This is a genomic window from Streptomyces sp. CLCI03, from assembly GCF_053615355.1.
This window is the reverse complement of sequence record NZ_CM132132.1, coordinates 3,461,410-3,487,705: the sequence shown is the minus strand read 5'-3', so window position 1 is coordinate 3,487,705 and position 26,296 is coordinate 3,461,410. Positions and strand designations below refer to the sequence as shown.

25 protein-coding genes are annotated in these 26,296 nt (G+C 71.1%); 16 read left to right on the top strand and 9 right to left on the bottom strand.

Going from position 1 to position 26,296, the window contains the following annotated elements; translation table 11 throughout:
• Nucleotides 1-171: 171 nt before the first annotated feature.
• From ACWG52_RS15950 to ACWG52_RS15940, 3 genes are all read left to right on the top strand, one after another.
• On the top strand, nucleotides 172-1,380 hold the full coding sequence (locus tag ACWG52_RS15950; RefSeq protein WP_390168062.1) for a LolA family protein: 1,209 nt from the start codon (nucleotides 172-174) through the stop codon (nucleotides 1,378-1,380).
• Between the two features lie 107 nt (nucleotides 1,381-1,487).
• Nucleotides 1,488-1,691 (top strand): ribbon-helix-helix domain-containing protein, encoded by a 204-nt coding sequence (locus ACWG52_RS15945; RefSeq protein WP_234314053.1) that lies wholly within the window; start codon nucleotides 1,488-1,490, stop codon nucleotides 1,689-1,691.
• Complete coding sequence (locus ACWG52_RS15940; protein ID WP_389807943.1) at nucleotides 1,688-2,104, top strand: hypothetical protein; 417 nt, start codon at nucleotides 1,688-1,690, stop codon at nucleotides 2,102-2,104. Before ACWG52_RS15945 ends, ACWG52_RS15940 begins: the two co-directional genes overlap by 4 nt.
• A gap of 117 nt (nucleotides 2,105-2,221) precedes the next feature.
• Here the strand turns inward: ACWG52_RS15940 and ACWG52_RS15935 are convergent, their stop codons facing one another.
• The 8 genes from ACWG52_RS15935 to ACWG52_RS15900 all read right to left on the bottom strand — a co-directional run bounded on the left by ACWG52_RS15935 (nucleotide 2,222) and on the right by ACWG52_RS15900 (nucleotide 12,948).
• Nucleotides 2,222-3,538: a M28 family metallopeptidase gene (locus tag ACWG52_RS15935; protein WP_389807940.1), complete on the bottom strand. Its 1,317-nt coding sequence runs from the start codon at nucleotides 3,536-3,538 to the stop codon at nucleotides 2,222-2,224.
• A 248-nt stretch (nucleotides 3,539-3,786) separates the two neighbouring features.
• Nucleotides 3,787-4,734: an EamA family transporter RarD gene (gene rarD / locus ACWG52_RS15930; RefSeq protein WP_389807937.1), complete on the bottom strand. Its 948-nt coding sequence runs from the start codon at nucleotides 4,732-4,734 to the stop codon at nucleotides 3,787-3,789.
• A 157-nt stretch (nucleotides 4,735-4,891) separates the two neighbouring features.
• Entirely contained in the window at nucleotides 4,892-5,746 is an 855-nt protein-coding gene (locus tag ACWG52_RS15925; protein WP_453128921.1) for an SDR family oxidoreductase, read from the bottom strand.
• A gap of 190 nt (nucleotides 5,747-5,936) precedes the next feature.
• Complete coding sequence (locus tag ACWG52_RS15920) at nucleotides 5,937-7,007, bottom strand: 2-oxoacid:ferredoxin oxidoreductase subunit beta (protein ID WP_161291509.1); 1,071 nt, start codon at nucleotides 7,005-7,007, stop codon at nucleotides 5,937-5,939.
• On the bottom strand, nucleotides 7,000-8,943 hold the full coding sequence (locus tag ACWG52_RS15915; RefSeq protein ID WP_389807930.1) for a 2-oxoacid:acceptor oxidoreductase subunit alpha: 1,944 nt from the start codon (nucleotides 8,941-8,943) through the stop codon (nucleotides 7,000-7,002). Before ACWG52_RS15915 ends, ACWG52_RS15920 begins: the two co-directional genes overlap by 8 nt.
• Before the next feature lie 150 nt (nucleotides 8,944-9,093).
• A complete protein-coding gene (locus ACWG52_RS15910) occupies nucleotides 9,094-9,753 on the bottom strand; it encodes a response regulator transcription factor (RefSeq protein WP_033224230.1) in 660 nt (219 codons plus the stop codon).
• Between the two features lie 241 nt (nucleotides 9,754-9,994).
• The gene (locus ACWG52_RS15905; RefSeq protein WP_389807928.1) at nucleotides 9,995-11,296 is read right to left on the bottom strand and encodes a sensor histidine kinase; all 1,302 of its coding nucleotides are present in this window, start codon (nucleotides 11,294-11,296) and stop codon (nucleotides 9,995-9,997) included.
• 407 nt (nucleotides 11,297-11,703) lie between these two features.
• Nucleotides 11,704-12,948: a sensor histidine kinase gene (locus ACWG52_RS15900; protein WP_389807926.1), complete on the bottom strand. Its 1,245-nt coding sequence runs from the start codon at nucleotides 12,946-12,948 to the stop codon at nucleotides 11,704-11,706.
• A 147-nt stretch (nucleotides 12,949-13,095) separates the two neighbouring features.
• Between ACWG52_RS15900 and ACWG52_RS15895 the strand changes: the two genes are divergently transcribed.
• From ACWG52_RS15895 to ACWG52_RS15835, 13 genes are all read left to right on the top strand, one after another.
• Entirely contained in the window at nucleotides 13,096-13,503 is a 408-nt protein-coding gene (locus ACWG52_RS15895; protein WP_030012240.1) for an NADH-quinone oxidoreductase subunit A, read from the top strand.
• Nucleotides 13,494-14,102: an NADH-quinone oxidoreductase subunit B gene (locus ACWG52_RS15890; protein ID WP_389807923.1), complete on the top strand. Its 609-nt coding sequence runs from the start codon at nucleotides 13,494-13,496 to the stop codon at nucleotides 14,100-14,102. Before ACWG52_RS15895 ends, ACWG52_RS15890 begins: the two co-directional genes overlap by 10 nt.
• The gene (locus ACWG52_RS15885; protein WP_390168066.1) at nucleotides 14,099-15,268 is read left to right on the top strand and encodes an NADH-quinone oxidoreductase subunit C; all 1,170 of its coding nucleotides are present in this window, start codon (nucleotides 14,099-14,101) and stop codon (nucleotides 15,266-15,268) included. The genes ACWG52_RS15890 and ACWG52_RS15885 overlap by 4 nt, the downstream gene beginning before the upstream one ends.
• On the top strand, nucleotides 15,265-16,230 hold the full coding sequence (gene nuoH / locus ACWG52_RS15880) for an NADH-quinone oxidoreductase subunit NuoH (protein ID WP_389807918.1): 966 nt from the start codon (nucleotides 15,265-15,267) through the stop codon (nucleotides 16,228-16,230). Before ACWG52_RS15885 ends, nuoH begins: the two co-directional genes overlap by 4 nt.
• Nucleotides 16,230-16,844 carry a NuoI/complex I 23 kDa subunit family protein gene (locus tag ACWG52_RS15875; protein WP_033224198.1) on the top strand — a complete coding sequence of 205 codons (615 nt, stop codon included), beginning with the start codon at nucleotides 16,230-16,232 and terminating at the stop codon, nucleotides 16,842-16,844. Before nuoH ends, ACWG52_RS15875 begins: the two co-directional genes overlap by 1 nt.
• Nucleotides 16,841-17,479: an NADH-quinone oxidoreductase subunit J family protein gene (locus ACWG52_RS15870; RefSeq protein ID WP_389807915.1), complete on the top strand. Its 639-nt coding sequence runs from the start codon at nucleotides 16,841-16,843 to the stop codon at nucleotides 17,477-17,479. Before ACWG52_RS15875 ends, ACWG52_RS15870 begins: the two co-directional genes overlap by 4 nt.
• Nucleotides 17,479-17,826, top strand: coding sequence for an NADH-quinone oxidoreductase subunit NuoK (gene nuoK, locus ACWG52_RS15865; protein ID WP_030726044.1), 348 nt, complete (start codon nucleotides 17,479-17,481; stop codon nucleotides 17,824-17,826). The genes ACWG52_RS15870 and nuoK overlap by 1 nt, the downstream gene beginning before the upstream one ends.
• Entirely contained in the window at nucleotides 17,823-19,844 is a 2,022-nt protein-coding gene (locus ACWG52_RS15860; RefSeq protein WP_389807912.1) for an NADH-quinone oxidoreductase subunit 5 family protein, read from the top strand. Before nuoK ends, ACWG52_RS15860 begins: the two co-directional genes overlap by 4 nt.
• Before the next feature lie 38 nt (nucleotides 19,845-19,882).
• A complete protein-coding gene (locus ACWG52_RS15855; RefSeq protein WP_389808259.1) occupies nucleotides 19,883-21,436 on the top strand; it encodes a complex I subunit 4 family protein in 1,554 nt (517 codons plus the stop codon).
• Nucleotides 21,433-22,965, top strand: coding sequence for an NADH-quinone oxidoreductase subunit N (locus tag ACWG52_RS15850; RefSeq protein ID WP_051763622.1), 1,533 nt, complete (start codon nucleotides 21,433-21,435; stop codon nucleotides 22,963-22,965). Before ACWG52_RS15855 ends, ACWG52_RS15850 begins: the two co-directional genes overlap by 4 nt.
• A 202-nt stretch (nucleotides 22,966-23,167) precedes the next feature.
• Nucleotides 23,168-24,031, top strand: coding sequence for a zinc metalloprotease HtpX (htpX, locus tag ACWG52_RS15845; RefSeq protein WP_389808256.1), 864 nt, complete (start codon nucleotides 23,168-23,170; stop codon nucleotides 24,029-24,031).
• Nucleotides 24,028-24,420 carry a YccF domain-containing protein gene (locus ACWG52_RS15840; RefSeq protein ID WP_389807906.1) on the top strand — a complete coding sequence of 131 codons (393 nt, stop codon included), beginning with the start codon at nucleotides 24,028-24,030 and terminating at the stop codon, nucleotides 24,418-24,420. The genes htpX and ACWG52_RS15840 overlap by 4 nt, the downstream gene beginning before the upstream one ends.
• 121 nt (nucleotides 24,421-24,541) lie before the next feature.
• On the top strand, nucleotides 24,542-25,066 hold the full coding sequence (locus ACWG52_RS15835) for an SMI1/KNR4 family protein (protein ID WP_389807903.1): 525 nt from the start codon (nucleotides 24,542-24,544) through the stop codon (nucleotides 25,064-25,066).
• Here ACWG52_RS15835 and ACWG52_RS15830 read toward each other — a convergent pair.
• The gene (locus ACWG52_RS15830; RefSeq protein WP_389807899.1) at nucleotides 25,050-26,285 is read right to left on the bottom strand and encodes an APC family permease; all 1,236 of its coding nucleotides are present in this window, start codon (nucleotides 26,283-26,285) and stop codon (nucleotides 25,050-25,052) included. The two genes, ACWG52_RS15835 and ACWG52_RS15830, sit on opposite strands and share 17 nt — an antisense overlap.
• Nucleotides 26,286-26,296: the final 11 nt, after the last annotated feature.

The window sequence follows — 26,296 nt, the reverse complement described above, 5'->3', positions numbered from 1 at the left end:
GGGCAGAGGGGCCCTTTCCATGTCATCCCAGGGGCGTACGCCGAGTTGCGTCCGGGGACTGACGCCCCAGGGCCGCCGATTTGGTCAGATGGAGTCATCAAACCCCACCAGATCGGGTGAGCGCGGCGACACGGTGGTCACCGCAGTCGACACAGAGGGCAGGGCACTGACATGGCACCGAACACCAAGACTTCCCGCAAGGCCGCCCGGTACGCCGTACCGGTAGCGGTGGCGGGCGTGGCCGCGGCGACCGTTGCGATGGTTCCGGCCTTCGCCAACGCCGGCGGGCCCGACCTGCCGAAGGTGACGGCGCAGCAGCTCATCGAGAAGGTCGCGGCCTCGGACGTGCAGCAGCTGTCCGGCACCGCCCGGATCACCACCGACCTGGGGCTGCCGAAGATCGCGAGCGGGCTGCTCGGCGGCGGGGGCATCGCGGGCGGCTCCGCCAACCCGGAGGACAAGGTCGCCCAGCTGGCGAACGGCAGCCACACCCTGCGCGTCGCGGCCGACGGCCCGGACCGGCAGCGGCTGACCTTCCTCGACGGCAAGGACGAGTACAGCCTCATCCACAACGGCGACGACGTGTGGGGCTACGACTCCAAGTCGAACGAGGTCTTCCACGAGAAGAACGCCGAAGCCGGCAAGGGCAAGGACGGCGGCAAGGAGCACAAGACCGCCGACCGGCTGGCCGCCTCGCCGCAGAAGCTGGCCGAGGAGATCCTGAAGGCCGCCGGCCCCACCACGGACGTCAGCGTCGGTGACACCGCGCAGGTGGCCGGGCGCGACGCCTACCAGCTGGTGCTGAAGCCCAAGCAGAGCGGCTCCACCGTCGGCTCGGTCCAGATCGCGGTCGACGCCAAGAACGGCGTGCCGCTGCGCGTGCAGCTGCTGTCCGCCCAGGGCGGCAAGCCGATCGTGGACGCCGGCTTCACCAAGGTCGACTTCGCCAAGCCGGCCGCCGACACCTTCGCCTTCACCGCGCCCAAGGGCGCCAAGGTGACCGAGGGCGTGGACGAGGCGGGCAAGGGCGGCGCGGCCGAGCACTGGAAGGCGCTGGAGTCCTTCCCGGGCCTCGGCGGCCTGACCGGTGGCGCGGGCGAGAAGGGCGACGTGAAGGTGCTCGGCGAAGGCTGGTCGACCGTCGCCCGCATCGACTCGGGCGTCGACCGCAGCCTGAAGGACCTGGAGAAGGACAAGAACACCCCGAAGGAGGCCAAGCAGTTCCTCGACTCCCTCGGGGACAAGGTCACCGGGAAGTTCGGTGAGGGTCGTGTCCTGTCGACCCGCCTGGTCAACGCCCTGATCACGGACGACGGCAAGGTCTACGTCGGCGCGGTCACCAAGGACGCGCTGGTGAAGGCGGCCGACGCCAACAAGTAGTCGCGGGCCGGACGAAGCGCCGCGAGGGTGGGCCGGGGACTGTGTCCCTGCCCACCCTTGCGGCATTCCTGCTGCCCGTACAGCACACCCGCTGTACGGTGTTGGACATGTCGAGACACGTCACCATCCGCCTGGACGAAGAGTTCCACGAACGCCTGAAGGCACGTGCGGCGGCACTGGGGACGACGGTCACCGCGCTGATCACCGAGGTCACGGAGCGCGAACTCGACGAGGATCGCAAGAACTTCCTCTCCGGCATAGAGGAGTTCGCCGATCACTGGAGCTACTTCCAGCAGCGGTTCGGCAATTGAAGATCACCATGGAGTGGGCCTGGACGGCTCTGGCCCACCACCTCCCGTCCGATCCCGCTGTGTGGGATCCCTCCGGGGTGGCCGCCGCGGTCGCCCGGCACCAGAACGACCTCGTGCTCGTGCCCGAACAGCCCGCCCCGGACACCGCGTGGCGGGCCGCCGCGTTTCTGCACACCCTCGCGGTGTGCCCGGCGCTGGAGTCCCCGATGAACGAGTTCTACGCGGCCGCCGCGACCCGCTCGTACCTGCGGGTGGCCGGGGCCGAGCAGCTGCCCTCGCCCGAGGAGCTCGGCGACCTGGTGGAGGCGGCGAAACTGGGCCGCGCGGACATCGCGGCGGTGGCCGAGGAGCTGCGTGCCCGCATCCAGGGGCCGCTCCAGGCGTCCTCCCAGGCGCACGCCGAGGACACCTGACGTCGGCCGCGTGACGTCCGACGTCTGACGCCCGAGCTCCGGCACGATCGGATCGGAGACGATCGGATCGTGCCGGAGCGGTGGAGCGGTGGAGCCGTGGAACGGTGGGCCGGAAGACTAGAAGGTGATCTTCCAGCTGTTGATGTAGCCGACGTCCTGCGCCGCCGTGTCCTTGACCCGGAGGTTCCAGACCCCGTTGGCGACCTCGGAGGAGGCGTTCACGGTGTACGTCTGGACCAGGTTGTCGGCGCTGCCGCCGCTGCGGTTGTGCAGGTTGTAGACGGTGCCGTCGGGGGCGACCAGGTCGACCACCAGGTCACCGCGGTAGGTGTGGACGATGTTCACGTCGACCTTGGTGGTGGCGGGCGCGTTGCCCGTCACGCCGGAGACCGTGATCGGCGAGGACACCGCCGCCGCGGGGGAGTCCGGGATGTTCACGTCCGCCGTGTTCTCGAAGGACTGGCCGGGCGGGACCGGCGTGCCCGCACCGAGGGTCCAGATCGCGTAGGCGACGGCGTCGGAGTTGCGATCCAGGGCGGTGTCGTTGATGTTCGTCAGACTGTCGCAGGAGGAGTGGTAGCACCGGTCGAAGGCCTGACCGGAGGTGCCGCCCCACTTCTGCGCCTGCGCCGCCGTCTTCGTGTAGTCGGCGCCGGAGAACAGGCCGCCGACGGGTACGCCCGCGTTCTTGAAGGGGGCGTGGTCGGAGCGGCCGTCGCCCTCGGTCTCGATCTCGGTCGGGACGCCGAGGCCGGCGTAGTAGTTCTTGAAGGTCTGCTCGATGGTCGGGTCGTCGTCGTAGACGAAGTAGCCCGGGTTCGGCGAGCCGATCATGTCGAAGTTCAGATAGCCGGAGATCTTCGCCTTCTCGGCCGCCGGCAGGTTGTTGACGTAGTACTTCGAGCCGATCAGGCCCAGCTCCTCCGCGCCCCACCAGCCGAAACGCAGGTGCTTGGTGGGCTGCAGACCGGCCCGGGAGACGGCGAGGGCGGTCTCCAGGACGGCCGCGCTGCCGGAGCCGTTGTCGTTGATGCCGGCACCCGAGGTCACCGAGTCCAGGTGCGACCCGGCCATCAGGACCGAGTTCGGGTCGCCGCCCGGCCAGTCCGCGATCAGGTTGTAGCCGGTGGCCCCGCTGGAGGTGAAGGTCTGCAGGGTGGTCGTGAAGCCGGCCGCGTCGAGCTTGCCCTTCACGTAGTCGATCGAGGCCTTGTAGCCGGCCCGGCCGTGGGCACGGTTGCCGCCGTTGTTGGCGGCGATGGTCGAGAGCTGCGACAGGTGGGCCTTGACGTTGGCCAGCGGAATGTCGGGCGGTGTCGGTGCCGCGGTGACCGCCGAGGGGGCGGCGAGCGCGGCGGGGACGGCGGAGGCGAACAGGCCGGCGACCGCGAACGCGGTCACGGCGGCAAGGCGCCGAGAGACGGACAGGCTCATGTGGGGGCTCCGGGATTCCGCGGGGATATGACGGAACGGGTGGGGATAGAGCAGGTGAGCGTTAGTGCGTCAGTGCGAGCCTGATGTTCAGCGAGAGTATGACTGTCCGTCAAGACCACAATTCGGTCAGGGCAGTTCGGAAAACGGACGATCCCCGGTACGGGTGGTCCGTACCGGGGATCGAGGGTGTGGAGTGTTTGCCGGCGCGAGCCCCGCGGGGGGCCGCGCCACGCGCCTCTCGGGGCGCGTTACGCGGGCTCGCGGGCCGGTGTCGCCAGGACCGTCGGCGCCGCCGCCTCCAGCCTGGCCCGGGACCGCCGCGCCGTACGCAGCGCGTCCCAGGTGAGGATCACCAGCGCGGCCCACACCAGGGAGAAGCCCGCCCAGCGCTCGGGCGGCATCGCCTCGTGGAAGTACAGGACGCCGAGCCCGAACTGGAAGACCGGGGCCATGTACTGGAGCAGCCCCAGGGTGGACAGCGGAACCCGGATCGCGGCCATCCCGAAGAACACCAGCGGGATCGCCGTGACCAGGCCGGTCGCGGCCAGCAGCAGTGCGTGGCCGACACCGTGCGCGGCGAAGGTGGACTGCCCCTGCGCGCCGAGCCACAGCACGTAGCCGAGGGCGGGCAGGAACAGCACGGCCGTCTCGGCGGCCAGCGACTCCAGGCCGCCCATGTCGAGCTTCTTCTTGATCAGCCCGTACGTGGCGAAGGAGAAGGCGAGGACCAGCGAGATCCACGGCGGTCGCCCGTAGCCGATGGCGAGCACCAGTACGGCGACGAAGCTGAGACCGACCGCCACCCACTGGGCGCGGCGCAGTCGCTCACCGAGCACCAGCACGCCGATGGCGATGCTGACCAGGGGATTGATGAAGTAGCCGAGGCTGGCCTCGACGACGTGCTCGTTGTTGACCGACCAGATGTACAGGCCCCAGTTCACGCTGATCACCGAGGCGGCGAGCGCGGTCAGGCCGAGCTTGCGCGGTTGGCGGAGCAGCTCCCGTATCCAGCCCCAGCGGCGCAGCGCGAGGAGCGCCAGACCGACCACGGCCAGGGACCACACCATGCGGTGGGCGAGGATCTCGACCGCCCCGGAGGGTTTGAGGAGGGGCCAGAAGAGGGGCACCAGCCCCCACATCCCGTACGCGCCGAATCCGTAGAGCAAACCCGTGCGCTGCTCGTTCTCCGCCTTCACGGGGCCTCCTGTGCGACTTCCAGCCAACTTCACGACGGTATCGCCGTACGGCCCGGATGTCATGCCCGTAATCGCGAGATACTCATGACATCTTTCGGGGCCGGCGGGCCCGTACGGATGTGAAGGCCGCTCGGGAGCCGTCGGGAGCCCGCCCGGGTCAGGCCAGCGCGGCGCCGATCGCCTCGGTGACCGGGGTCGTCGGCCGCCCGATCAGGCGGGCCAGGTCCCCGCCGGTGCCCGCCAGCCGGCCGCGCGCGATCGCCGCGTCCACGTCGACGATGATCGCCGCGAAGCCCTCCGGCACGCCGGCGCCCGTCAGGATCCGCAGGTGCTCGTCCGCCGGAACCTCGGCGTACGCGATCTCCTTGCCGCTGAGCGCCGACACCTCGGCCGCGTACTCCCCGAGGCTCCACGCGGTTTCGCCGGAGAGCTCGTAGATCCGGTTCAGGTGCCCCTCGCCGGTGAGCACCACGGCCGCGGCGGCCGCGTAGTCGGCGCGTGCCGCCGAGGCGACCCGGCCCTCGCCCGCGCTGCCCACGACCGCTCCGTGCCCGAGGACCGTCGGCAGCTCGCGGGTGTAGTTCTCGTGGTACCAGCCGTTGCGCAGGAAGGTGTACGGGAGCCCGGAGTCGAGCACGGCCTGCTCGGTGGTGGTGTGCTCGGCGGCCAGCTCGAAGTCGGCCTCGGGGCCGCCGAGGATGCCGGTGTAGGCCAGCTGCGCGACGCCCGCCGCCTTCGCGGCGTCGATCACGGCGGTGTGCTGGGCGACGCGCCGCCCGATCTCGTTGCCGGAGATCAGCAGCACCCGGTCGCCGGGCTCGAAGGCGCGGGCCAGGGCCGCCGGGTCGTCGTAGTCGGCGACGCGCACCTCGATCCCGCGTGCGGCCAGGTCGGCGGCCTTCTCCGCGTCGCGGACGACGACGGCGACCCGGTCGGTGGGGACCCGTTCCAGCAGCTCCTCGACGACGAGACGGCCGAGGGCTCCGGTGGCGGCGGTGACGACGATGCTCATGACTGCTCTCCTCGTTGGGTGACAGTGCCAGCCTAAGGTAAGCGCTAACTTTTGGAAAGCGCTGCATGGAGGGAAGTGGTGGAGGTCTCGGGCCGCGCATGCCGAAGCCCGGACCTCCAGGGAGGTCCGGGCTTCCGGCGTCCGTGTCGCGCGGGCGGGTCGGCCCACGACGGGGTCGGCCCGGACGGGGTCAGCCCACGACGGTCCAGGTGTCGTTGCCGGTCAGCAGCGCCCCGAGGTCACCCTTGCCGCTGCGGTCGATGGCCGCGTCGAGCTGGTCGGCCATGAGGGTGTCGTAGACGGGCCGCTCCGCGTTGCGGAACACCCCGATCGGGGTGTGGTGCAACGTGTCGGGGTCGGCGAGGCGGGAGAGCGCGAAAGCGGTGGTGGGGCTCGCGTTCCGCGCGTCGTGCACCAGGATCCGCCCCTCGTTGGCCGGGGTGACCTCGACGACCTCCAGGTCCCCGGTGGCCGGATCGCGTACGACACCCTTCGCGTTGTCCGTGCCGAAGCGGATCGGCTGCCCGTCCTCCAGTCGGATCACGGCCTCCTGGGCCTGGTCCTTGTCCTTGAGGACCTCGAAGGCGCCGTCGTTGAAGATGTTGCAGTTCTGGTAGATCTCCACGAGCGCCGTGCCCTGGTGGTCGGCCGCCTGACGCAGTACCTCGGTCAGGTGCTTGCGGTCGGAGTCGACGGTCCGGGCGACGAAGGAGGCCTCGGCCCCGATCGCCAGCGACACCGGGTTGAAGGGCGCGTCGAGCGAGCCCATCGGCGTCGACTTGGTGATCTTGCCGACCTCGGACGTGGGGGAGTACTGGCCCTTGGTCAGCCCGTAGATCCGGTTGTTGAACAGCAGGATCTTCAGGTTGACGTTGCGGCGCAGGGCGTGGATGAGGTGGTTCCCGCCGATGGACAGCGCGTCGCCGTCGCCCGTGACCACCCAGACGGACAGGTCGCGGCGGGATGTGGCCAGGCCCGTGGCGATCGCCGGGGCGCGGCCGTGGATGGAGTGCATCCCGTAGGTGTTCATGTAGTACGGGAAGCGCGAGGAGCAACCGATGCCCGAGACGAAGACGATGTTCTCCTTCGCGAGGCCCAGTTCGGGCATGAAGCCCTGCACCGCGGCCAGCACGGCGTAGTCACCGCAACCGGGGCACCAGCGGACCTCCTGGTCCGACTTGAAGTCCTTCATCGACTGCTTGCTCTCGGCCTTCGGTACCAGCGAGAGCAGGGTCCGCTCCCCTTCGGTCACCTCAGTCATCGATGGCCTCCTTGAGAACCGTGGCGAGCTGCTCCGCCTTGAACGGCATTCCGTTGACCTGGTTGTACGACTGGGCGTCGACCAGGTATTTCGCCCGGATCAGGGTGGCGAGCTGCCCGAGGTTCATCTCCGGCACCACTACCTTCTCGTAACGCTCCAGGACCTCGCCGAGATTCCTGGGGAAGGGGTTGAGGTGGCGCAGGTGGGCCTGGGCGATGGGGAGTCCGGCGCTGCGCAGCCGGCGGACGGCCGCGGTGATGGGGCCGTAGGTGGATCCCCAACCCAGGACCAGGGTGGTGGCGCCGTCCGGGTCGTCGACGTCGACGTCAGGGACCTGGATGCCGTCGACCTTGGCCTGCCGGGTGCGGACCATGAGGTCGTGGTTGGCCGGATCGTAGGAGATGTTGCCGGTGCCGTCCTGCTTCTCGATGCCGCCGATGCGGTGTTCGAGACCGGGGGTGCCGGGGATGGCCCAGGGGCGGGCGAGGGTCTCCGGATCCCGTTTGTACGGCCAGAACACCTCGGTGCCGTCGGCGAGGGTGTGGTTCGCGGCGGTGGCGAACTTGACCTTCAGGTCGGGCAGGTCGGCGACCTCCGGGATCCGCCAGGGCTCGGATCCGTTGGCCAGGTAGCCGTCGGAGAGCAGGAAGACCGGGGTCCGGTAGGTGAGCGCGATACGGGCCGCGTCGAGGGCGGCGTCGAAGCAGTCCGCGGGGGTCCGCGGCGCCACGATCGGGACGGGGGCCTCGCCGTTGCGGCCGAACATGGCCTGCAGGAGGTCCGCCTGCTCCGTCTTGGTCGGCAGACCGGTGGAGGGGCCGCCGCGCTGGATGTCCACGATCAGGAGCGGCAGCTCCAGCGACACCGCGAGGCCGATCGCCTCCGACTTGAGCGCCACACCGGGCCCGGAGGTGGTGGTCACGCCGAGCGCGCCGCCGAAGGCCGCGCCGAGTGCCGCGCCGATGCCGGCGATCTCGTCCTCGGCCTGGAAGGTCCGCACGCCGAAGTTCTTGTGCTTCGACAGCTCGTGCAGGATGTCCGAGGCCGGGGTGATCGGGTAGGAGCCCAGGTAGAGCGGCAGGTCGGCCTGTTGGCTCGCCGCGACGAGACCGTAGGAGAGCGCCAGGTTCCCGGAGATGTTGCGGTAGGTGCCGGTGGGGAAGGCGCGGGTGGCGGGGGCGACCTCGTAGGAGACCGCGAAGTCCTCGGTGGTCTCCCCGAAGTTCCAGCCGGCCCGGAAGGCGACGACGTTCGCCTCGGCGATCTCGGGCTTCTTCGCGAACTTCTGCCGCAGGAAGGTCTCGGTGCCCTCGGTGGGCCGGTGGTACATCCACGACAGCAGGCCCAGCGCGAACATGTTCTTGCTGCGCTCGGCCTCCTTGCGGGAGAGGCCGAAGTCCTTCAGGGCCTCGACCGTCAGGGTGGTCAGCGGCACCGGATGCAGGTTGTAGGCGTCGAGGGAGCCGTCCTCCAGCGGCGAGGTGGCGTAGCCGACCTTGGCCATGGGGCGCTTGGTGAATTCATCCGTGTTGATGATGATCTCCGCGCCGCGCGGCAGGTCCGCGATGTTCGCCTTCAGGGCCGCCGGGTTCATGGCCACCAGCACGTTCGGGGCGTCGCCCGGGGTGAGGATGTCGTGGTCGGCGAAGTGCAGCTGGAACGAGGAGACGCCCGGAAGGGTTCCGGCGGGCGCGCGGATCTCGGCGGGGAAGTTCGGCAGCGTCGACAGGTCGTTCCCGAAGGACGCCGTTTCCGAGGTGAAGCGGTCACCGGTGAGCTGCATACCGTCACCGGAGTCACCCGCGAATCGGATGATCACACGATCGAGGCGGCGCACTTCCTTGCCGCCCGGACTCTCCGGGGTGCGCTGTCCACCGACAATCGCACCCCCGGCCCCGTCGGCCTGCTCGGCTGGGCTGCTGACCTGGCTGGTCACTGAACTGGACCTCCTTCGAGGCGTGACCCCCCGGGACCCACCCTACGACGGTAGGGATCAAGGCCCCCAGGAGCGGTCACATTCTGGACCGTAGGACCGCCCGTCGAGACGGCCCTGCCGGTATGCCATATCTGACAGACTGTCAGTCGATCAAGATTTCAGGTAGGTGAGAACGGCCAGTACGCGCCGGTGATCCCCGTCACTCGGCGAAAGGCCCAACTTCATGAAGATGTTGCTGACGTGCTTCTCCACCGCTCCGTCGCTCACGACCAACTGCTTCGCCACGGCGGAATTCGTCCGGCCCTCGGCCATCAGCCCGAGCACCTCGCGCTCGCGCGGGGTCAGGCCCGCCAGTACGTCCTGCTTCCGGCTGCGACCGAGCAGCTGGGCGACGACCTCGGGGTCCAGAGCCGTACCGCCCCGGGCCACCCGCACCACCGCGTCCAGGAACTCGCGCACATCGGCCACCCGGTCCTTGAGCAGATACCCCACCCCGGTGGTCGAACCGGCCAGCAGTTCGGTGGCGTACTGCTCCTCCACGTACTGGGACAGCACGAGCACACCTATCCCGGGGTGATCGCGGCGTAGCCGCACCGCCGCCCGTACCCCCTCGTCGGTGTGGGTCGGCGGCATCCGTACGTCCGCCACCACCACATCCGGCAGCGCACCCTCCGCCGCCAGGTCGGCCACCGTCTTGATCAGGGCCTCCGCATCCCCGACGCCTGCCACGACGTCATGCCCCCGGTCGGTCAGCAACCGGGTCAGGCCCTCACGCAGCAGCACCGAATCCTCGGCGATGACCACCCGCACCCTGTCGTCCACGACTCAGCTTCCCCCGCGTCCACTCGCTCACGAACTACCTGACTCAGCCAAGCATCCCAGTCTTGGGTCCCTGTGAAGGCAGAGCCGGGACAACATGTCGGCGCACGGGGGGAGTTTTCGCGTACTGGAACGTCACATGCCGCAAACGGGGGCCACGCCCACCGGGAGTTGCGAAGGGCCGGACCACCCGGCCCGGCCCTTCGCTCGACGGCTTTCCACCCGACACGCCCTAGGGGCGCCAGGGCAGCTCGGCCGTGACCGTCGTCCCGCCCCCGACGGGGGAGTCGACGACCAGCACCCCGTCCACGGCGTCCAGCCGCTCGGTCAGCCCCGCCAGCCCCGTACCCTCCCGCGGCTCGGCCCCGCCCCGACCGTCGTCGGCGACCTGGATCAGCAGCCGCTCCCCGGACTTCCACACGTCCACCGAGGCCGACCGGGCCAGCGCGTGCTTGCTGACGTTCTGCAGCAGCTCCGAGACCGTGAAGTACGCGATCCCCTCGATCGCCGCCGCAGGCCGGGCCGGCAGATCCACGGCCACCCGTACCGGCACCGCGCACCGCGAGGCCACCGAGGACAGCGCCGCGTCCAGCCCCCGGTCGGTCAGCACGGCCGGGTGGATCCCACGAGCCAGGTCACGCAGCTCCTGGAGGGCGATCTTCACCTCACCGTGCGCCTCGTCCACCATCCGGGCGGCGGCCTGCGGATCCTCGGTCAGCTTCTCCTTCGCCAGTCCCAGATCCATCGCCAGCGCCACCAGCCGGGCCTGCGCCCCGTCGTGCAGATCCCGCTCGATGCGCCGCAGGTCGGCGGCGGCGGTGTCCACGACCACCCCGCGGTCGGACTCCAGCTCGCTGACCCGGGTGGCCAGGCTCGACGCCCCGAGCAGCCCGCCGACCATCACGCGGTCGACGGTGGTCAGGGCCCGGATCACCCAGGGGGTGGCGAGGGTGAGGGCCAGCCCGATCAGGCCGGCCAGGGCGATCGTGCCGGGCGAGTCGAGGTAGAAGGTGTAGTCGTCGTTCTGGAAGAGCTGCAGACCGGGCTGGTCGGTGAAGGCCGGGAACACCCAGAACCACAGCGGGTACAGCAGGTACGCCCACCCGCACGCCCACAGAACCAGAGACAGGCAGAACGAGAACACCGCCCACGGGAAGTGGACGACGGAGTACAGCACGTGCCGCCAGGCGCTCCCGCTCTTGAGCAGCGCACCCATGGCGGCCAGCGGACCGGCCTTCTTCGCCCGGATCGGCGCGGGGGCGGGGATGTCCGCCCCGAGCAGCCCACGCACCCGGGCCCGCTCCAGGTGCCCGAAGCCCCGGCACATGGCGAGCACACCGGCGAGAACCGGAACCCCGAGGAAGGTGACGAGCAGTCCGGCGCCCAGGCTCACGCCGGCGATGGCGAGCGAGAAGTACACCGTGCTCAGTGGCAACCCGATCAGCAGGTACCCGAGCTCCCGCCAGGTCCGCCCCTCGACCGGAGCCCGCAGCACCGCGCCGATCCCGCCGCCCGCGCCTCTGCCGTTGTCCATGATCCCGACCCGCCCTTCCGGTCCTCCGCTACCCCCTCACCCTGCCGCCCCCGCTCCCCCCACAACCATCCGGCGGGTCGGCATCTCCACCGGGGGGTTAACCCCACCCCGCGGCCCCATTCCAGCCCCGCCGGCGTTGGAGGCGACCCACCCACCCTCCCCGGCGTTCGAGGCGGCGGCCCGCCCATCCCCCTCGGCGTTCGAAGCGGCGACCCGCCTGATCCAGCCCCGCCGGCGTTTGAGGCGCGGGGGCCGGGGCGGAGCCCTGGGAAGCGGCGCCGCGCCAAACCCACGACCGGGACCCTGTCCACCCCGCGGGCGGGAGACGGCGCCGGACACACGAACGGGACCCCCGCCCACTCGGACAGGAGTCCCGCTCACCCGCACCGACACACGGGGCCCGAGGCCTATCCCCGGTCCCGGTCCCGCCACGGCAGCTCGGCCGTGACCACGGTCCCCGCCCCTGCGGGCGAGTCCACCACCAGCACCCCGTCCACCGCGCCCAACCGCTCCGCGAGCCCCGCCAACCCACTCCCCCCGGAGGGACTCGCTCCGCCCCGCCCGTCGTCCGACACCCGGATCATCAGCCGCGCCCCCGCCCGCCACACCTCGACCGTCGCGCCCCGGGCCCCCGGCCCCGCGTGCTTGCTCACGTTCTGCAGCAGCTCGGACACCACGAAGTACGCGATCCCCTCGATCGCCTCCGCCGGCCGTCCCCGCGCCGCATCACCGGCCGCACCACCCACCGCATCCCCCGCCGCGCCACCCGCCGGATCGCCCGGCAGATCCACCACCACCTTCACCGGCACCACACACCGCGCCGCCACCGACGACAGCGCCGCGTCCAGCCCCCGGTCCGTCAGCACCGCCGGGTGGATCCCCCGCGCGAGGTCCCGCAGTTCCTGCAGCGCCAGCTTCACCTCACCGTGCGCCTCGTCGACCATCGCCGCCGCGCCCTCCGGGTCCTCCAGCAGCTTCTCCTTCGCCAGGCCCAGCCCCATCGCCAGCGCCACCAGCCGCGCCTGCGCCCCGTCGTGCAGGTCCCGCTCGATGCGCCGCAGATCGGCCGCCGCCGTGTCGACCACGACCCCCCGGTCGGATTCCAGCTCCGCGATCCGCCGCTCCAGGTCGTCGGAGGGCGACAGCAGCCCTCGTACCATCGCCCGGTCCACGTTCGCCATCAGCCGCACCAGGTACGGCAGCACCGGCCACAGCACGAACAGGCCCGTCAGCGCTACCGTGAAGGTGAGTACTCCCCACGGCAACCGGATCAGCTGGTACAGCACCGTCCGCCAGCCGACCGGGTCCTTGATGCTCGTCCACAGCCAGGGGAAGAATCCGCCGGACCGCTTCGGCCCGGGGATCGGGGTCGGCTCGTCCACCCGTACGCCCAGCAACCCGCGGGCGCGTGCCCGGTCCAGCCGTCCCAATTGCCGAGACAGATACAGACCGCACGCGAGCAGGGGAATTCCGACCGCGGTCACGGAAAGACCGCCGGCGGTGGAAACCATGACAACCGCGTAAACGAATCCGACGATCGCCAGCGGCAGGTTGCTCACGAGATAGGCGATCTCCTTCCACGTCACGGCGCTGAAGACGGCCCGTACGGGGGGAGGTCGATCGTTGTCGGGTACGGCATGGCTCATGGTCATGCGCCACACCCTGTCAAGTACGACCCGCTGATGCCATGGGGTGGCCGGGGTGCTGTGAACGGGGGATAACCCCACCCCGTGTGAGGCAGGCCCTAGACTCCCGTCCGTACCAGATCGTCGACAGTGACCGAGGAGCGAGGAACGGACGTGCCTGAACCAACGGTATCGACCGTAACCGTGCTCGCGGCGGACTACTTCCGGAGTTATTCGGTCGTCGGTCTACTGGCCGCCCTCGGTGTGCTTTTCGTGGCCGTCGCCTTCGGCGCGGGCCGCCTGCTGCGGCCCGTCGTCCCGACCCCCGAGAAGCTGCTGACCTACGAATGCGGTGTGGACCCGGTCGGCGAGGGCTGGGCGCACACCCAGGTCCGCTACTACGTCTACGCGTTCCTCTACGTCATCTTCGCCGTCGACTCGATCTTCCTGTTCCCGTGGGCGACGGTGTTCGCCGCCGCCGGTTACGGCGCCACGACCCTGGTGGAGATGTTCATCTTCCTGGGCTTCCTGGCCGTCGGCCTGCTCTATGCGTACAAGAAGGGCGTCCTCGAATGGACGTGACACCGGCTGTGACGCCGACCGAGGGCGTGCTGCTCCCGGAGCCCAAGCGCCTCGGAGTCCTCTCCCGCCTGGCCCCGGAACCGATGAAGGTGGTCCTGAACTGGGGCCGCCGGTACAGCCTGTGGGTCTTCAACTTCGGCCTGGCCTGCTGCGCGATCGAGTTCATCGCCGCGTCCATGGCCCGGCACGACTTCATCCGGCTCGGTGTGATCCCCTTCGCGCCGGGTCCGCGCCAGGCCGACCTGATGATCGTCTCGGGCACCGTCACCGACAAGATGGCCCCGGCCGTGAAGCGGCTCTACGAGCAGATGCCGGAGCCGAAGTACGTCATCTCCTTCGGCGCCTGCTCCAACTGCGGCGGCCCGTACTGGGACTCGTACTCGGTGACGAAGGGCGTCGACCAGATCATCCCGGTCGACGTCTACGTGCCCGGCTGCCCACCGCGTCCCGAAGCCCTTCTCCAGGGCATCCTCAAGCTCCAGGAGAAGATCGCCCGCGAGTCGCTGGCCGAGCGCTACGCCGCCGGACCGTCCGTGGCCCAGCTGACCAGCGGCCTGGTCACGCCCCCGCCGGCACCCGGGCAGGGGGCGGGCGCGTGAACCTCTACGACTCCCTTCCCGACGCGGCGCCGACGGTCTTCGGAGCCGAGGCCGTCGCCGAGTTCTCGTACGACGTCCTCACGGTGGACGTGCCCGTCGGCAGCTGGATCTCCGCCCTCGAAATCGCCCGGGACAAGCTGGGCTGCACCTACTTCGACTGGCTGAGCGCGGTGGACGAGCCCGGCACCGGCTTCCGGATCTGCGCGCACGTCGCGTCGTTGGAGAACCACCGGGTCCGCCGACTGCTGCTGCGCACGACGGTCCCGCACAGCGCCGCCTCCCTCCCGTCGGCGGTCGCCGTCTACGCCGGCGCGGAATGGCACGAGCGCGAGACCTTCGAGATGTTCGGCGTGACCTTCACCGACCACCCGCACCTCGTCCCGCTCCTCCTCCCCGAGAACTTCGAGGGACACCCGCTGCGCAAGGACTTCGTCCTGGCCGCGCGCGTCGCCAAGGCCTGGCCCGGTGCCAAGGAGCCCGGCGAGGCCCACGACCCGGACGCGCCCAAGCGCCGCCAGATGCTCCCGCCGGGCGTACCGGACCCCAACGACTGGGGCCCGATGAAGGGCCAGCTCCCGCCGGCCCCGGCCCGTCCGGCCCGCACCGCGCGTGCGGCCGGCGCGGCGGGCGCCGCCGCGCGCACCCCGCGCGAGGGTGCCCCGGTCCGCCGTACCCGCTCGGTCACCGAGGGCTCGGCCACCCAGCCCCCGGCCGACGCGGCCACCGGGGCGGAGGAGGCTCCGCCTCGCCCGCCGCGCCGTACCCGCTCGGTGTCGGAAGGCTCGGCGAGCCAGTCGCCCCCGGCCGTGGCGGCTCCGGAGGAATCGGCGGAAACCGCGCCGCGTCCGCCGCGCCGTACCCGCTCGGTCGCCGACGGCTCGGCGAGCCAGACCTCGGCCCCGACCCCGGCCCCGGCCGCACCGGACTCCGGGGAGAGCGCGCCGCCGCGCCGCCCCGCCCCGCGTAGCTCGGACGCCCCCTGGCACGATCCGAAGCCCGCCTTCGAGGAGCCGAACGCTCCGGCGAAGCCGCGACCGGAGACACCGCCGGAGACCTCACCGGAGGCCTCACCGAAGTCGGACGCGACCTCGGAGCCCGACCCCAGGACCACCCCGACCACCGACCCCACCCCCGACCCCGACCCCGACAACGGAGGCGACGCGTGAACGACGTCCTCGACGTCGCCCTGCGGCTGATCGTCGTCTTCGCCGTCTTCCTCGTGCTCCCGCTCGTCGTCGGGCAGACCGAGCACAAGGTGATGGCCCACATGCAGGGCCGCCTCGGCCCCATGTACGCCGGCGGCTTCCACGGCTGGGCCCAGCTCGTCGCCGACGGCGTGAAGTTCGCGCAGAAGGAAGACATCGTTCCGGCGGGCGCCGACCGGCGCATCTTCCAGCTGGCCCCCGCCGTCGCCCTGCTGCCCTACCTCCTCGTCCTGTTGGTCATCCCGATCGGCCCCGGCGAGGGCGCCGTCGGCCAGGTCATCGACGCGGGCCTGTTCTTCGCGCTCGCCGTCATGGGCGTCGGAGTCCTCGGCTCCCTGATGGCCGGCTGGGCCTCCGCGAACAAGTTCTCCCTGCTCGGCGGCCTGCGCACCGCCGCCCAGCTGCTCGCCTACGAGCTCCCGATGCTGCTCGCCGCGGCCTCCGTCGCCATGGCCGCCGGTACGGTCTCCCTCCCCGGCATCGTCGAGGCCTTCGAGTGGTGGTGGCTGCCCTGGCAGATCGTCGGCGCGCTCGTCTTCTTCGTCGCCGGCCTCGCCGAACTGCAGCGGCCCCCCTTCGACATGCCCGTCGCCGACTCCGAGATCATCTTCGGCGCGTACACCGAGTACACCGGCCTGCGCTTCGCCTTGTTCCTCCTCGCCGAGTACGCCGGCATCGTCGTCCTCTGCGCCCTCACCACAGTCCTGTTCCTCGGCGGCTGGCACGGCCCCTTCGGCGACGACCTCGGCTGGGTCTGGACCCTGCTCAAGATCGCGATCCTCGCCTTCGTCGTGATCTGGCTCCGCGTGAGCTACCCGCGCCTGCGCGAGGACCAGCTCCAGAAGCTCGCCTGGACCACACTCATCCCGCTCGCGCTCGCCCAGATCGCGCTCACCGGCATCGTGAAGGTGGCGATCCAGTAATGCCCATCCCCGGATCCGGCCTGGCCAAGGGCCTGGCCGTGACGCTGCGCACGATGACGAAGCGCTCGCACACGGCCCAGTACCCCGACGTCCAGCCCGAACTGCCGCCCCGCTCCCGCGGAGTCATCGGTCTGTTCGAGGAGAACTGCACCGTCTGCATGCTCTGCGCCCGTGAGTGCCCCGACTGGTGCATCTACATCGACTCCCACAAGGAGACGGTCCCGGCGGCCACCCCCGGTGGCCGCGAGCGCAGCCGCAACGTCCTCGACCGCTTCGCCATCGACTTCTCCCTCTGCATGTACTGCGGTATCTGCATCGAGGTCTGCCCCTTCGACGCCCTCTTCTGGTCGCCGGAGTTCGAGTACGCGGAGACCGACATCCACGAGCTGACCCACGAGCGCGACAAGCTCCGGGAGTGGATGTGGACGGTCCCGGCGCCGCCCGCGCTGGACCCGGCCGCCGAGGAGCCCAAGGAGATCGCCGCCGCCCGCAAGGCCGTGGAGAAGGCCGAAGCCGCGGCCGCGGCGGCCGCCGCGGCAGCCGCCGCCGAAGCCGCCGCCCAGGCGGCCGAGACCGAAGAGCCGACCGACCCGACCCCGGAGGGAGACGCGTGAGCCCCACCGCCACCCTCGCCGCAGCAGCCACCACCACCGGGCCCGGCTTCCTCTCCCCGACCGGCGTCGAGATCGCCTTCGTCCTCGTCGGACTCGCCACCCTCGGCGCGGCCCTCGTCACGGTCACCACCAAGCAGCTCGTGCACGCCGCCCTGTGGCTGGTCGTCGCGCTCGGCGGCATCGCCGTCGAGTACCTGCTGCTGACCGCCGAGTTCATCGCCTGGGTCCAGGTCCTCATCTACCTCGGTTCCGTGATCGTCCTCCTCCTCTTCGGGCTGATGCTCACCAAGGCCCCCATCGGCCGCTCCCCGGACGCGGACTCCGGCAACCGCCCGCTCGCGCTCGGCGTCGCCGTCGTCGCCGCCGTGTCACTGGTCTGGGTGGTCGTCGACGCCTTCCGTACCACCTGGATCGACCTCGACGGACCGGTCCAGGGCTCCACCAAGGTCTCCGGCGAGATCCTCTTCCAGCACTGGGTGCTGCCGTTCGAGGCGCTCTCCGTCCTCCTCCTCGCAGCCCTGATCGGGGCCATCGTGCTGTCCCGCAAGAACGACCCCGCCGACCCAGCCGACCCCACCACCCCGGCCGACCCCACCACCCCGGCCGGCCCCGGCGAGAAGAAGGGCCGGCGCTGATGCACCTCGCCTACCCCGCCGTCCTCGCGGCGCTCCTCTTCTGCACGGGCCTGTACGGAGTACTCGCCCGCCGCAACGCCATCCTGGTCCTGATGTCCGTCGAGCTGATGCTCAACGCCGTCAACCTCAACCTGGTGGCCTTCGACGTCTGGCTGCGCGACGCCCTGCACGCCGGCCAGGCCCTCACCCTCTTCACCATCGCGATCGCCGCCGCCGAGATCGGCATCGGCCTCGCGATCGTGCTGATGGTCTACCGCAACCGGGGCACCTCCGACGTCGACCGGCTGCGCGACACCGCCGAGGGCCACGAGCCCGCCGCGAACAACCAGAGCGAGGTCACCGCGTGAGCACCACGACCCTCGCCGTCCTCGTCCCGCTGCTCCCCTTCCTCGGTGCGGTCGCCGGACTCCTGCTCGGCCGACGCGCCCCCGGGTTCGTCCGGCCGCTCGCGATCCTGCCGACGCTCGGCGCCGCCGTACTGGCCGTACTCGTCGCCGTCCGACAAGGCGGCGGCGAGACGATCAGCGCCGCGACCGAGCTGACCCCGACCGGCTCGGTGCCGATCGAACTCTCCCTGTACCTGGACGGCTTCGCCGCGCTGGTCGCCGTCCTGGTCGGGGTCGTCGCCACCTGCGTACAGCTCTACTCGACGGCGTACCTGCGTGAGGACCCGCGCTACCCGTCCTATGCCGCTCTCGTCTCACTGTTCACCTCCGCCATGCTGCTCGTCGTCTACTCCGGCGACCTGATGGTGTTGCTGGTCGGCTGGGAAGTCATGGGCATCTGCTCCTACTTCCTTGTCGGCCACTACTGGGAGACCGAAGCGGCCCGCTCCGCCTCCCTGAAGGCCTTCCTCGTCACCAAGCTCGGCGACGTCCCCTTCCTGATCGGCCTGTTCGCGCTCGCCACCCACGCCGGCTCCTTCGAGATCCCGAAGATCCTGGACAGCGTCGCCGACGGCGGACTCGACCACCCGACGCTGATCGCGCTGCTCCTGCTCGCCGGAGTCGCGGGCAAGTCCGCTCAGTTCCCCCTGCACACCTGGCTCCCCGACGCCATGGCAGGCCCCACCCCGGTCTCGGCACTGATCCACGCCGCGACGATGGTCGCCGCCGGTGTCTACTTCATCGCCCGACTCCTGCCCGTCTTCGCGGCATCCCAGGCCGCGCTGGTGGTCATGGCCGTGATGGCGGCCGTCACGATGATCGGATCCGGCCTGGCCGCCATCGCCCAGGACGACATCAAACGGGTACTCGCCTACTCCACGATCGGCCAGCTCGGCTACATGATCGGCGCCCTGGCCGTCGGCGACCGCGGCGCCGCCGTCTTCCACCTCCTGTCCCACGGCGCGTTCAAGGCGCTCCTCTTCCTCGGCGCCGGCGTGATCATCCACGCCGCCGGTACCAACTCCCTCGGCGTCATGTCCCGGATGGACGGCCTCGCCAAGCGCATCCCCGACGCCTTCTGGACGATGACGATCGCGCTCCTCGCGCTCGCCGCGGTCCCGCCCTTCGCCGGCTTCTTCTCCAAGGAAGCCGTCCTCGTCGCCGCCGAGCACACCGCGACCGGCCACTCGGACTTCGCACCCAGCACCGCCGGCTGGCTGGTGCTCGTCGCCGGTCTGCTGACCGCCCTGCTCACCGCCGCCTACGCCACCCGGCTGTGGCTGATGGCCTTCCGCGGCCGGGGCGCCGCCGCCCCCGACCACGGCAAGGAGCCCCTCGCCATGACCGGCGTGCTGTGGCTGCTGGCGATCCCGTCCGTCGGCTTCGGCCTCGCGGCCGGACCCATCTCCGACTGGTTCGACAGCGGGGAACTCACCCCGACCCTGGTCACCTCGGTCCTCGGCACGGGCGCCGCCGCCATCGGCGCGATGCTCACCTACGCCCTCTGGCAGCGCGCCTCCGCGAAGGCCGCCCTCGCGAGCGCCGCCGGCACCCGAGCCGCGGCCGCCGCCGAGACGCCCGCCGCGGTCACCGCGGCCGAATCCGCTGCGGAAGCCCCCGAGGTGGCCGAGGTGACCCACGATCACCCCACCGTTCCGGCCGGCCCCGCCGCCGACCCCGGCAAGGCGCTCCTGGGCCCCCTGCACCGCCACGCCGCCGACGGCTTCCACCTCGACGCCGTCTACGACCGGCTGTTCGTCCGGCCCGTCCAGGCCGCGGCGCGCCTCGTCCGCTTCCTCGACCGCGAGGTCGTGGACACGTACGTCCGCGGCGCGGGCACCGGCACCCAGCTGCTCGGCAGCCTCGTGCGCCGAGCCCAGACCGGCAACGTGCAGAGCTACCTGAGCGCCCTGCTCGCCGGCGCCGTGGTCCTGGCGATCGCCACCGCCGTCCTCGCCAACGTCAACGCCGGATCGTGAGCCGTGAGTCAGCCGTGATTGATATCAGCCCGTCCGTGATGCAGTTCCTTCTGGCGTTCATCGTGGCCGCACCGCTCCTCGGCTCCGCCGCGGCGCTCCTGCCGGCCCCGCCCGGCCTCAAGGGCAAGAGCCCCGAACAGGCCGTGCTCCGCCACGGCGTGACCGTGACCGGCGTGATCCTCGCCGCGGCCGTCGCCCTCACCCTGGGCTTCGACCACGACGCCCCGTCCCGCATCCAGGCGACGACGGACATCAGTTGGATCCAGGCGCTGAACGTCCGGATCCACCTCGGCGTCGACGGCATCTCGCTCCCCCTCCTCCTGATGACCGCGCTGCTGTTCTTCCTCTGCGCGCTCTACAGCTACTTCAAGCTCCCTGCGGGCCCCTCCCCGAAGGCCTTCGTCGCGCTGCTCCTCGTCCTCGAGTCCGGCACCCTCGCGACCTTCGCCGTCCTCGACCTGCTGCTCTTCTTCCTCGCCTTCGAGATGGTCCTCATCCCGATGTACTTCCTCATCGCCCGCTGGGGCGGTGCTCAGCGGCAGGCCGCCGCCTGGAAGTTCATCCTCTACACCCTCCTCGGCTCCGTCGTCATGCTGCTCGGCCTGCTCCTCATCGGTGTGACGGCGGGCACATTCGACATGGTGACACTGGCCTCTGACAACGGCCGCGAACTGTCCCACACCACCCAGATCCTGGCCGTGCTCGCCATCGGGATCGGCCTCGCTGTGAAGACCCCGATGTGGCCCCTGCACAGCTGGCTGCCGGACGCCCACACCGCCGCGCCCACCGTCGGATCCGTCCTGCTGGCCGGCGTCCTGCTCAAGATGGGCACGTACGGGTTCGTCCGCATCCTGCTGCCCATCACCCCCGACGGCATGGCCACCTTCGCCCCCTACCTGGGCGCCTTCGCCGCCGTCGGCATCGTCTACGGATCGCTCGCCTGCCTCGCGCTGGCCCGCAAGGGCAACAAGGGCGACCTCAAGCGCCTCATCGCCTACTCCTCCGTCGGCCACATGGGCTTCGTCCTCCTCGGCATCGCGAGCATGACCCCCACCGGCGTCAACGGCGCGCTCTTCGCCAACATCGCCCACGGCCTGATCACCGGCCTCCTCTTCTTCCTGGTCGGCGCCCTCAAGGACCGCTACGGCACCGCCGACCTCGACACCCTCGCCGGGGCCACCGGCGCCGCCCTCTACGGCCGCGCACCCCGCATGGGCGCCTTCCTCGCCTTCGCCGCCGTCGCCTCCCTCGGCCTGCCGGGCCTCGCCGGTTTCTGGGGCGAGATGCTCGCCCTCTTCGGCGCCTTCGACCCCGCCGAGGGCCTCTCCCGCCCCGCGTTCCTCACGTACACGGCCGTCGGCGCGTTCGGCACCCTGCTCACCGCCGCCTACCTGCTGATCGTCGTACGGCGCGTCTGCATGGGAGACCCGAAAGCCGGTCCCGAGCTCGCCGTCGCGGACATCCAGCGCTACGAGTTCGCCGCATGGACCCCGCTCGTCGCCCTCACCGTCCTCGCCGGCCTGTGGCCCGCGGTCCTCCTCGGCCTCACCGACCCGGCCGTCCAGAAGCTCCTCGCAGGAGGCAATTCATGACGGCCACGACGGACCTGACGGTCCTCTCCGCCGAGGCCCCGAGCCTGGTCCAGTCCGTCGACTGGCTCGCCATCGCACCCGTGGTGATCACCGCTGCCGTCGGCCTGGTCGTCCTCGTCGCCGACCTGTTCCTGGCCGAGCGGCACAAGCCCGCCCTCGGCTGGATCTCGGTCGCCGGCCTGGCCGCCGCGACCGCGACCCTGCTGCCCCTGCGCGCCGGTGACCGGGCCACCTTCTGCCTCACCGGCGACCCGGAGGCCTGCAGCTACGTCGCCGACCACTTCACGCTCGTCATCCAGTTCCTGGTGCTGGCCGGCGCCCTGGTCACCGCCCTGCTGTCGGTCACCGCCGTCCGCGACACCCGCATGCCGGCCGGCGAGTACTGGTTCCTGCTGCTCTCCTCCGCCGCCGGCGCGGCCCTGCTGCCCGCCTCCCGCGACCTCGCCACCCTGATCGTCGCGCTCGAGGTCGCCTCGCTGCCCGCATTCGCCCTCGTCGGCATGCGCCGCGGCGACCGGCTCTCCTCCGAGGCCGCCCTGAAATTCTTCCTGTCCTCCGTCACCGCCACCGCCGTGTCGCTGATGGGCGTCAGCTTCGTCTACGCCGCCACCGGCTCCCTGCACCTCACCCAGGTCGCCGACCGCCTCGAAGACGTCCCCGGGCAGCTCGACACCCTCGCCATGGCCGGTGTCGCGCTCACCCTCGTCGGCTTCGCCTTCAAGACCGCGGCCGTCCCCTTCCACTTCTGGGTCCCCGACACCTACGTCGGCGCCCCCCTGCCCATCGCCGGCTACCTCTCGGTGATCGGCAAGGCCGTCGGCTTCACCGGCCTCATCCTCGTCACGGTGATCGCCTTCCCGGCGTACTCCGACATCTGGGGCCCCGCCCTGGCCGTCCTCGCCGCGCTCACCATGACCCTGGGCAACGCCGCCGCCCTGCGGCAGTCCCCGGACCGCCCGAACAGTGCCGTACGGCTGCTCGCCTGGTCCTCGGTCGGCCAGGCCGGCTACCTGCTGGTCCCGATCGCCGCGGCCGCGTACTCCGGCCGCGACCAGATCGGCTCCACCGTCGCCTACGCCCTCATGTACGCCGCCGTGAACCTCGGCGCCTTCGCCGTGGCCGCCCTCGTCGCCCGCACCAAGCCGCTCCACCGGATCAGCGACTACCGCGGGCTGTACGCCGAGCGCCCTCTGGCCGCCCTCTCGCTGGGCTTCTTCCTGCTCTGCCTGGCGGGCCTGCCGCCGGGCATCATCGGGCTCTTCGCCAAGGTCACCGTCTTCCGGTCCGCGGTCGACGCGGGCCTGGGCTGGCTGGCCGTGGTCATGGCGATCAACGTCGTCATCGCCCTGTACTACTACCTGCGCTGGACGGCCCTGCTCTTCCGCACCCCCGAGGGCGCGCAGACCCGCACCCGCGCCCCCTGGCCGGTGGCGGCGGCCATCGTCGTCACCGCGATCACGGCGGTCGTCCTCTCGGGCGCCCCGGAGCTCATCCTGCGCGTCACCTCGGGCAGCCTCTTCGCCCAGTGAGCCGGCGCGTGTAACCCGTACGGAGTAGTCCCCGCCGCGACCCCGACCTTCCCCGGGAAGGGACCGCGGCGGGCGACCGCCCCGCCATGCCCTGGGAACCAGACGCCCTCACCTCGCGTTGACCAGGAAGGGAGGGTCCACTGGACCGTAGACCCTCACATCCATGACGGGCTCCCCTGCCGCACCACTTGGAGGGCGTACCGTGCACCGCCGGCACAACGGGCTGAAGACCGCCGTACTCCTCGGCGGGCTGTCCGCACTCATCATCCTCATCGGAAGCTTCTTCGGACGAGGCGGCCTGATCATCGCCGTCCTCGTCGCCCTGGGGACGAACGCGTACGCGTACTGGAACAGCGACAAGCTGGCTCTACGTGCGATGCGCGCCCGCCCCGTGAGCGAGTTCGAGGCTCCCCAGCTCTACCGCATGGTGCGCGAGCTCTCCACGTCCGCGCGCCAGCCCATGCCACGCCTGTACATCTCACCCACCGAGGCCCCCAACGCCTTCGCCACCGGCCGCAACCCGCGCAACGCCGCGGTCTGCTGCACCGAGGGGATCCTGCGGATCCTCGACGAGCGCGAGCTGCGGGGGGTCATCGGCCACGAGCTCAGCCACGTCTACAACCGCGACATCCTGATCTCCTCGGTCGCCGGCGCCCTCGCCTCAGTGATCATGTTCCTGGTGAACTTCGCCTGGCTGATCCCGATCGGTCGGTCGAACGACGACGAGGGCCCCGGCCTCCTCGGCATGCTGCTGATCATGATCCTGGGCCCGCTGGCCGCCTCCGTGATCCAGCTGGCCATCAGCCGCTCGCGCGAGTACGAGGCCGACGCCTCCGGCGCCCAGCTCACCGGCGACCCACTCGCCCTGGCCGGCGCCCTGCGCAAGCTCGACGCCGGCACCAAGCAGCTCCCACTGCCCCCCGAGCCCCGGTTGGAGGCGGCGAGCCACATGATGATCGCCAACCCGTTCCGCCCAGGTCAGGGCCTTTCTAAGATGTTCTCCACACACCCTCCGATGGCCGAGCGCATCGCCCGGCTCGAACAGATGGCAGGCCGCCGCCAGTGAAGACAATCCTCAACGTCATTTGGCTCATCCTCAGCGGCATCTGGCTGTTCCTGGGATACATCCTCGCGGGCGTGCTGCTCTGCATCACGATCATCGGTATCCCGTTCGGCATCGCCGCCTTCCGCATCGCCGTCTACGCCCTCTGGCCGTTCGGCTACACCACGGTCGAACGCCACGACGCCGGCGCCCCGTCCTGCATCGGCAACGTCCTGTGGCTGGTCCTGGCCGGTTGGTGGCTGGCCCTCGGCCACATCGTCACGGGCATCGCCCTCTGCGTCACGATCATCGGCATCCCCTTCGGCATCGCCAACTTCAAGATGGTCCCGCTCTCCCTGCTCCCGCTGGGCCGCGAGATCGTCCCGACGGACGCGCCGTTCGCCTCGCGCTGACACGGCCGCCGGCGTCGTGGACGCCACCGCACACCCCGCCCGCATGCCGACCGGATCGGCCTGCGGGCGGAGTTGTCCACAGGCCCGGGCGGCTGTCGGTGGGGTGCGTCACCATGAACGCATGAACGAGACCGAGCAGTTGCTGGAGCAAGTCGCCGCGCGAGCGCACAACTCCGCTCAGGGGAACGGAAAGCCCCTTCCCGCCGCCCTGGGCGCGGCGGAGATCGCCCGGGCCGAGGGCATACTCGGCTTCGCCCTGCCACCCCTGCTCGCCGCGCTCTACACCCGTGTCGGCGACGGCGGATTCGGCCCGGAGTGCGGACTGCTGTCACTGCACGACGCCGTCAGTGCCTACGGGGCAGGCCGCTCGTCGGCCTGGCGCTGGCCCGAGGGCGTGCTGCCGATAGCCGACTTCGGGTGCTCCCTGTCCGTCTGCGTCGACTGCCGCTCCGACACCGCCCAGGTCCTGCTCTTCGACCCCGGACTCGGGGAGCCGGAGCTCGCCTGGTCCATCGACACCCCCAGCCTCGCGGCCTGGCTGCACGGCTGGCTCGACGGCACCGCCTGGTACTGCGACGCGTCCGGGGCGGGGGAGGAGTTCGACCTGGAGCTGACGCTCTGGGACGGATTCAGATCGCGGATCTGAGCCGCCGCCGTACCCCGTACACGAGTACGCCCACCGCCAGCACCGCCGCCCCCCAGGCCACGGACGCGAGGGGCAGCGCGCATGCCAGCACCAGACAGCCGGACAGCCCGACCACTGCCACGGCCCGACCTTTGACAGCTGAATCGAGAGTCCACGCGGAGGCGTTCGCGATCGCGTAGTAGGCGAGCACTCCGAAGGAGGAGAAACCGATCGCGCCCCGCAGATCGGCGGTGGCCGCCAGCACCGCCACGACCGCACCCACCGCGAGCTCCGCATGGTGCGGCACCTGATGCCGGGGATGCACGGCCGCCAGCGCGCGCGGCAGATGACCGTCCCGAGCCATGGCCAGGACGGTCCGCGACACCCCGAGCACGAGCGCCAGCAGCGAGCCCAAGGCGGCCAGGGCCGCGCCCACCCGGACCACCGGGGCCAGTCCGGGCCGCCCGGCCGCCCGCACCGCGTCGGCGAGCGGCGCCGACGACCCCGCCAGCCCCTCGGCGCCGAGCACGGACAACGCCGCCACCGCCACCGCGGCGTACACCAGCAGCGCGATCCCCAGCGCGATCGGCACCGCCCGCGGGATCGTCCGTTCCGGATCGCGCACCTCCTCGCCCAGGGTGGTGATCCGGGCATAGCCTGCGAAGGCGAAGAACAGCAGACCCGCGCCCTGCAACAAGCCGAAGATCCCCTGGGGGGATCCGCTCGGCCGCCCCGGGTCGGCCGCCCCGGAGGACAGGCACACCACGACCACCCCGGCCAGCACCGCCAGGACGACCGCCACGATCAGCCGGGCGATACGGGCCGACTTCTGCACACCCCCGTAGCTCGCGGCGGTCAGCGCCACCACCGCCGCGACGGCCACGGCGTGCTGCTGCCCTGGCAGGAGATACGCCCCGACCGTGAGGGCCATCGCCGCACAGGACGCGGTCTTGCCGATCACGAATCCCCAGCCGGCCAGATACCCCCAGAAGGGCCCGAGCCGCTCGCGCCCGTACACGTAGGTGCCACCGGAGGCCGGATACCGGGCGGCCAGTCGCGCCGAGGAGTGCGCGTTGCAGTAGGCCACCACACCCGCCACAGCCAGAGCGGCGAGCAGGCCCCCGCCCGCCGCCCCCGCCGCCGGAGCCAGGGCGGCGAAGATACCGGCGCCCACCATCGCGCCGAGCCCGACGACGACGGCGTCGGACACTCCCAGAGTGCGCTTCAACTCGTGTTCCACCGGCGGAGGGT

Excerpts from the sequence above, each read along its gene's own strand:
- ACWG52_RS15950 (WP_390168062.1), top strand. The coding sequence starts at position 172 with ATGGCACCGAACACCAAGACTTCCCGCAAGGCCGCCCGGTACGCCGTA.
- ACWG52_RS15945 (WP_234314053.1), top strand. The coding sequence starts at position 1,488 with ATGTCGAGACACGTCACCATCCGCCTGGACGAAGAGTTCCACGAACGC.
- ACWG52_RS15935 (WP_389807940.1), bottom strand. The coding sequence starts at position 3,538 with ATGAGCCTGTCCGTCTCTCGGCGCCTTGCCGCCGTGACCGCGTTCGCG.
- ACWG52_RS15925 (WP_453128921.1), bottom strand. The coding sequence starts at position 5,746 with ATGAGCATCGTCGTCACCGCCGCCACCGGAGCCCTCGGCCGTCTCGTC.
- ACWG52_RS15920 (WP_161291509.1), bottom strand. The coding sequence starts at position 7,007 with ATGACTGAGGTGACCGAAGGGGAGCGGACCCTGCTCTCGCTGGTACCG.
- ACWG52_RS15905 (WP_389807928.1), bottom strand. The coding sequence starts at position 11,296 with ATGGACAACGGCAGAGGCGCGGGCGGCGGGATCGGCGCGGTGCTGCGG.
- ACWG52_RS15900 (WP_389807926.1), bottom strand. The coding sequence starts at position 12,948 with ATGACCATGAGCCATGCCGTACCCGACAACGATCGACCTCCCCCCGTA.
- ACWG52_RS15890 (WP_389807923.1), top strand. The coding sequence starts at position 13,494 with ATGGACGTGACACCGGCTGTGACGCCGACCGAGGGCGTGCTGCTCCCG.
- ACWG52_RS15875 (WP_033224198.1), top strand. The coding sequence starts at position 16,230 with ATGCCCATCCCCGGATCCGGCCTGGCCAAGGGCCTGGCCGTGACGCTG.
- nuoK (WP_030726044.1), top strand. The coding sequence starts at position 17,479 with ATGCACCTCGCCTACCCCGCCGTCCTCGCGGCGCTCCTCTTCTGCACG.
- ACWG52_RS15855 (WP_389808259.1), top strand. The coding sequence starts at position 19,883 with ATGCAGTTCCTTCTGGCGTTCATCGTGGCCGCACCGCTCCTCGGCTCC.
- ACWG52_RS15850 (WP_051763622.1), top strand. The coding sequence starts at position 21,433 with ATGACGGCCACGACGGACCTGACGGTCCTCTCCGCCGAGGCCCCGAGC.
- ACWG52_RS15835 (WP_389807903.1), top strand. The coding sequence starts at position 24,542 with ATGAACGAGACCGAGCAGTTGCTGGAGCAAGTCGCCGCGCGAGCGCAC.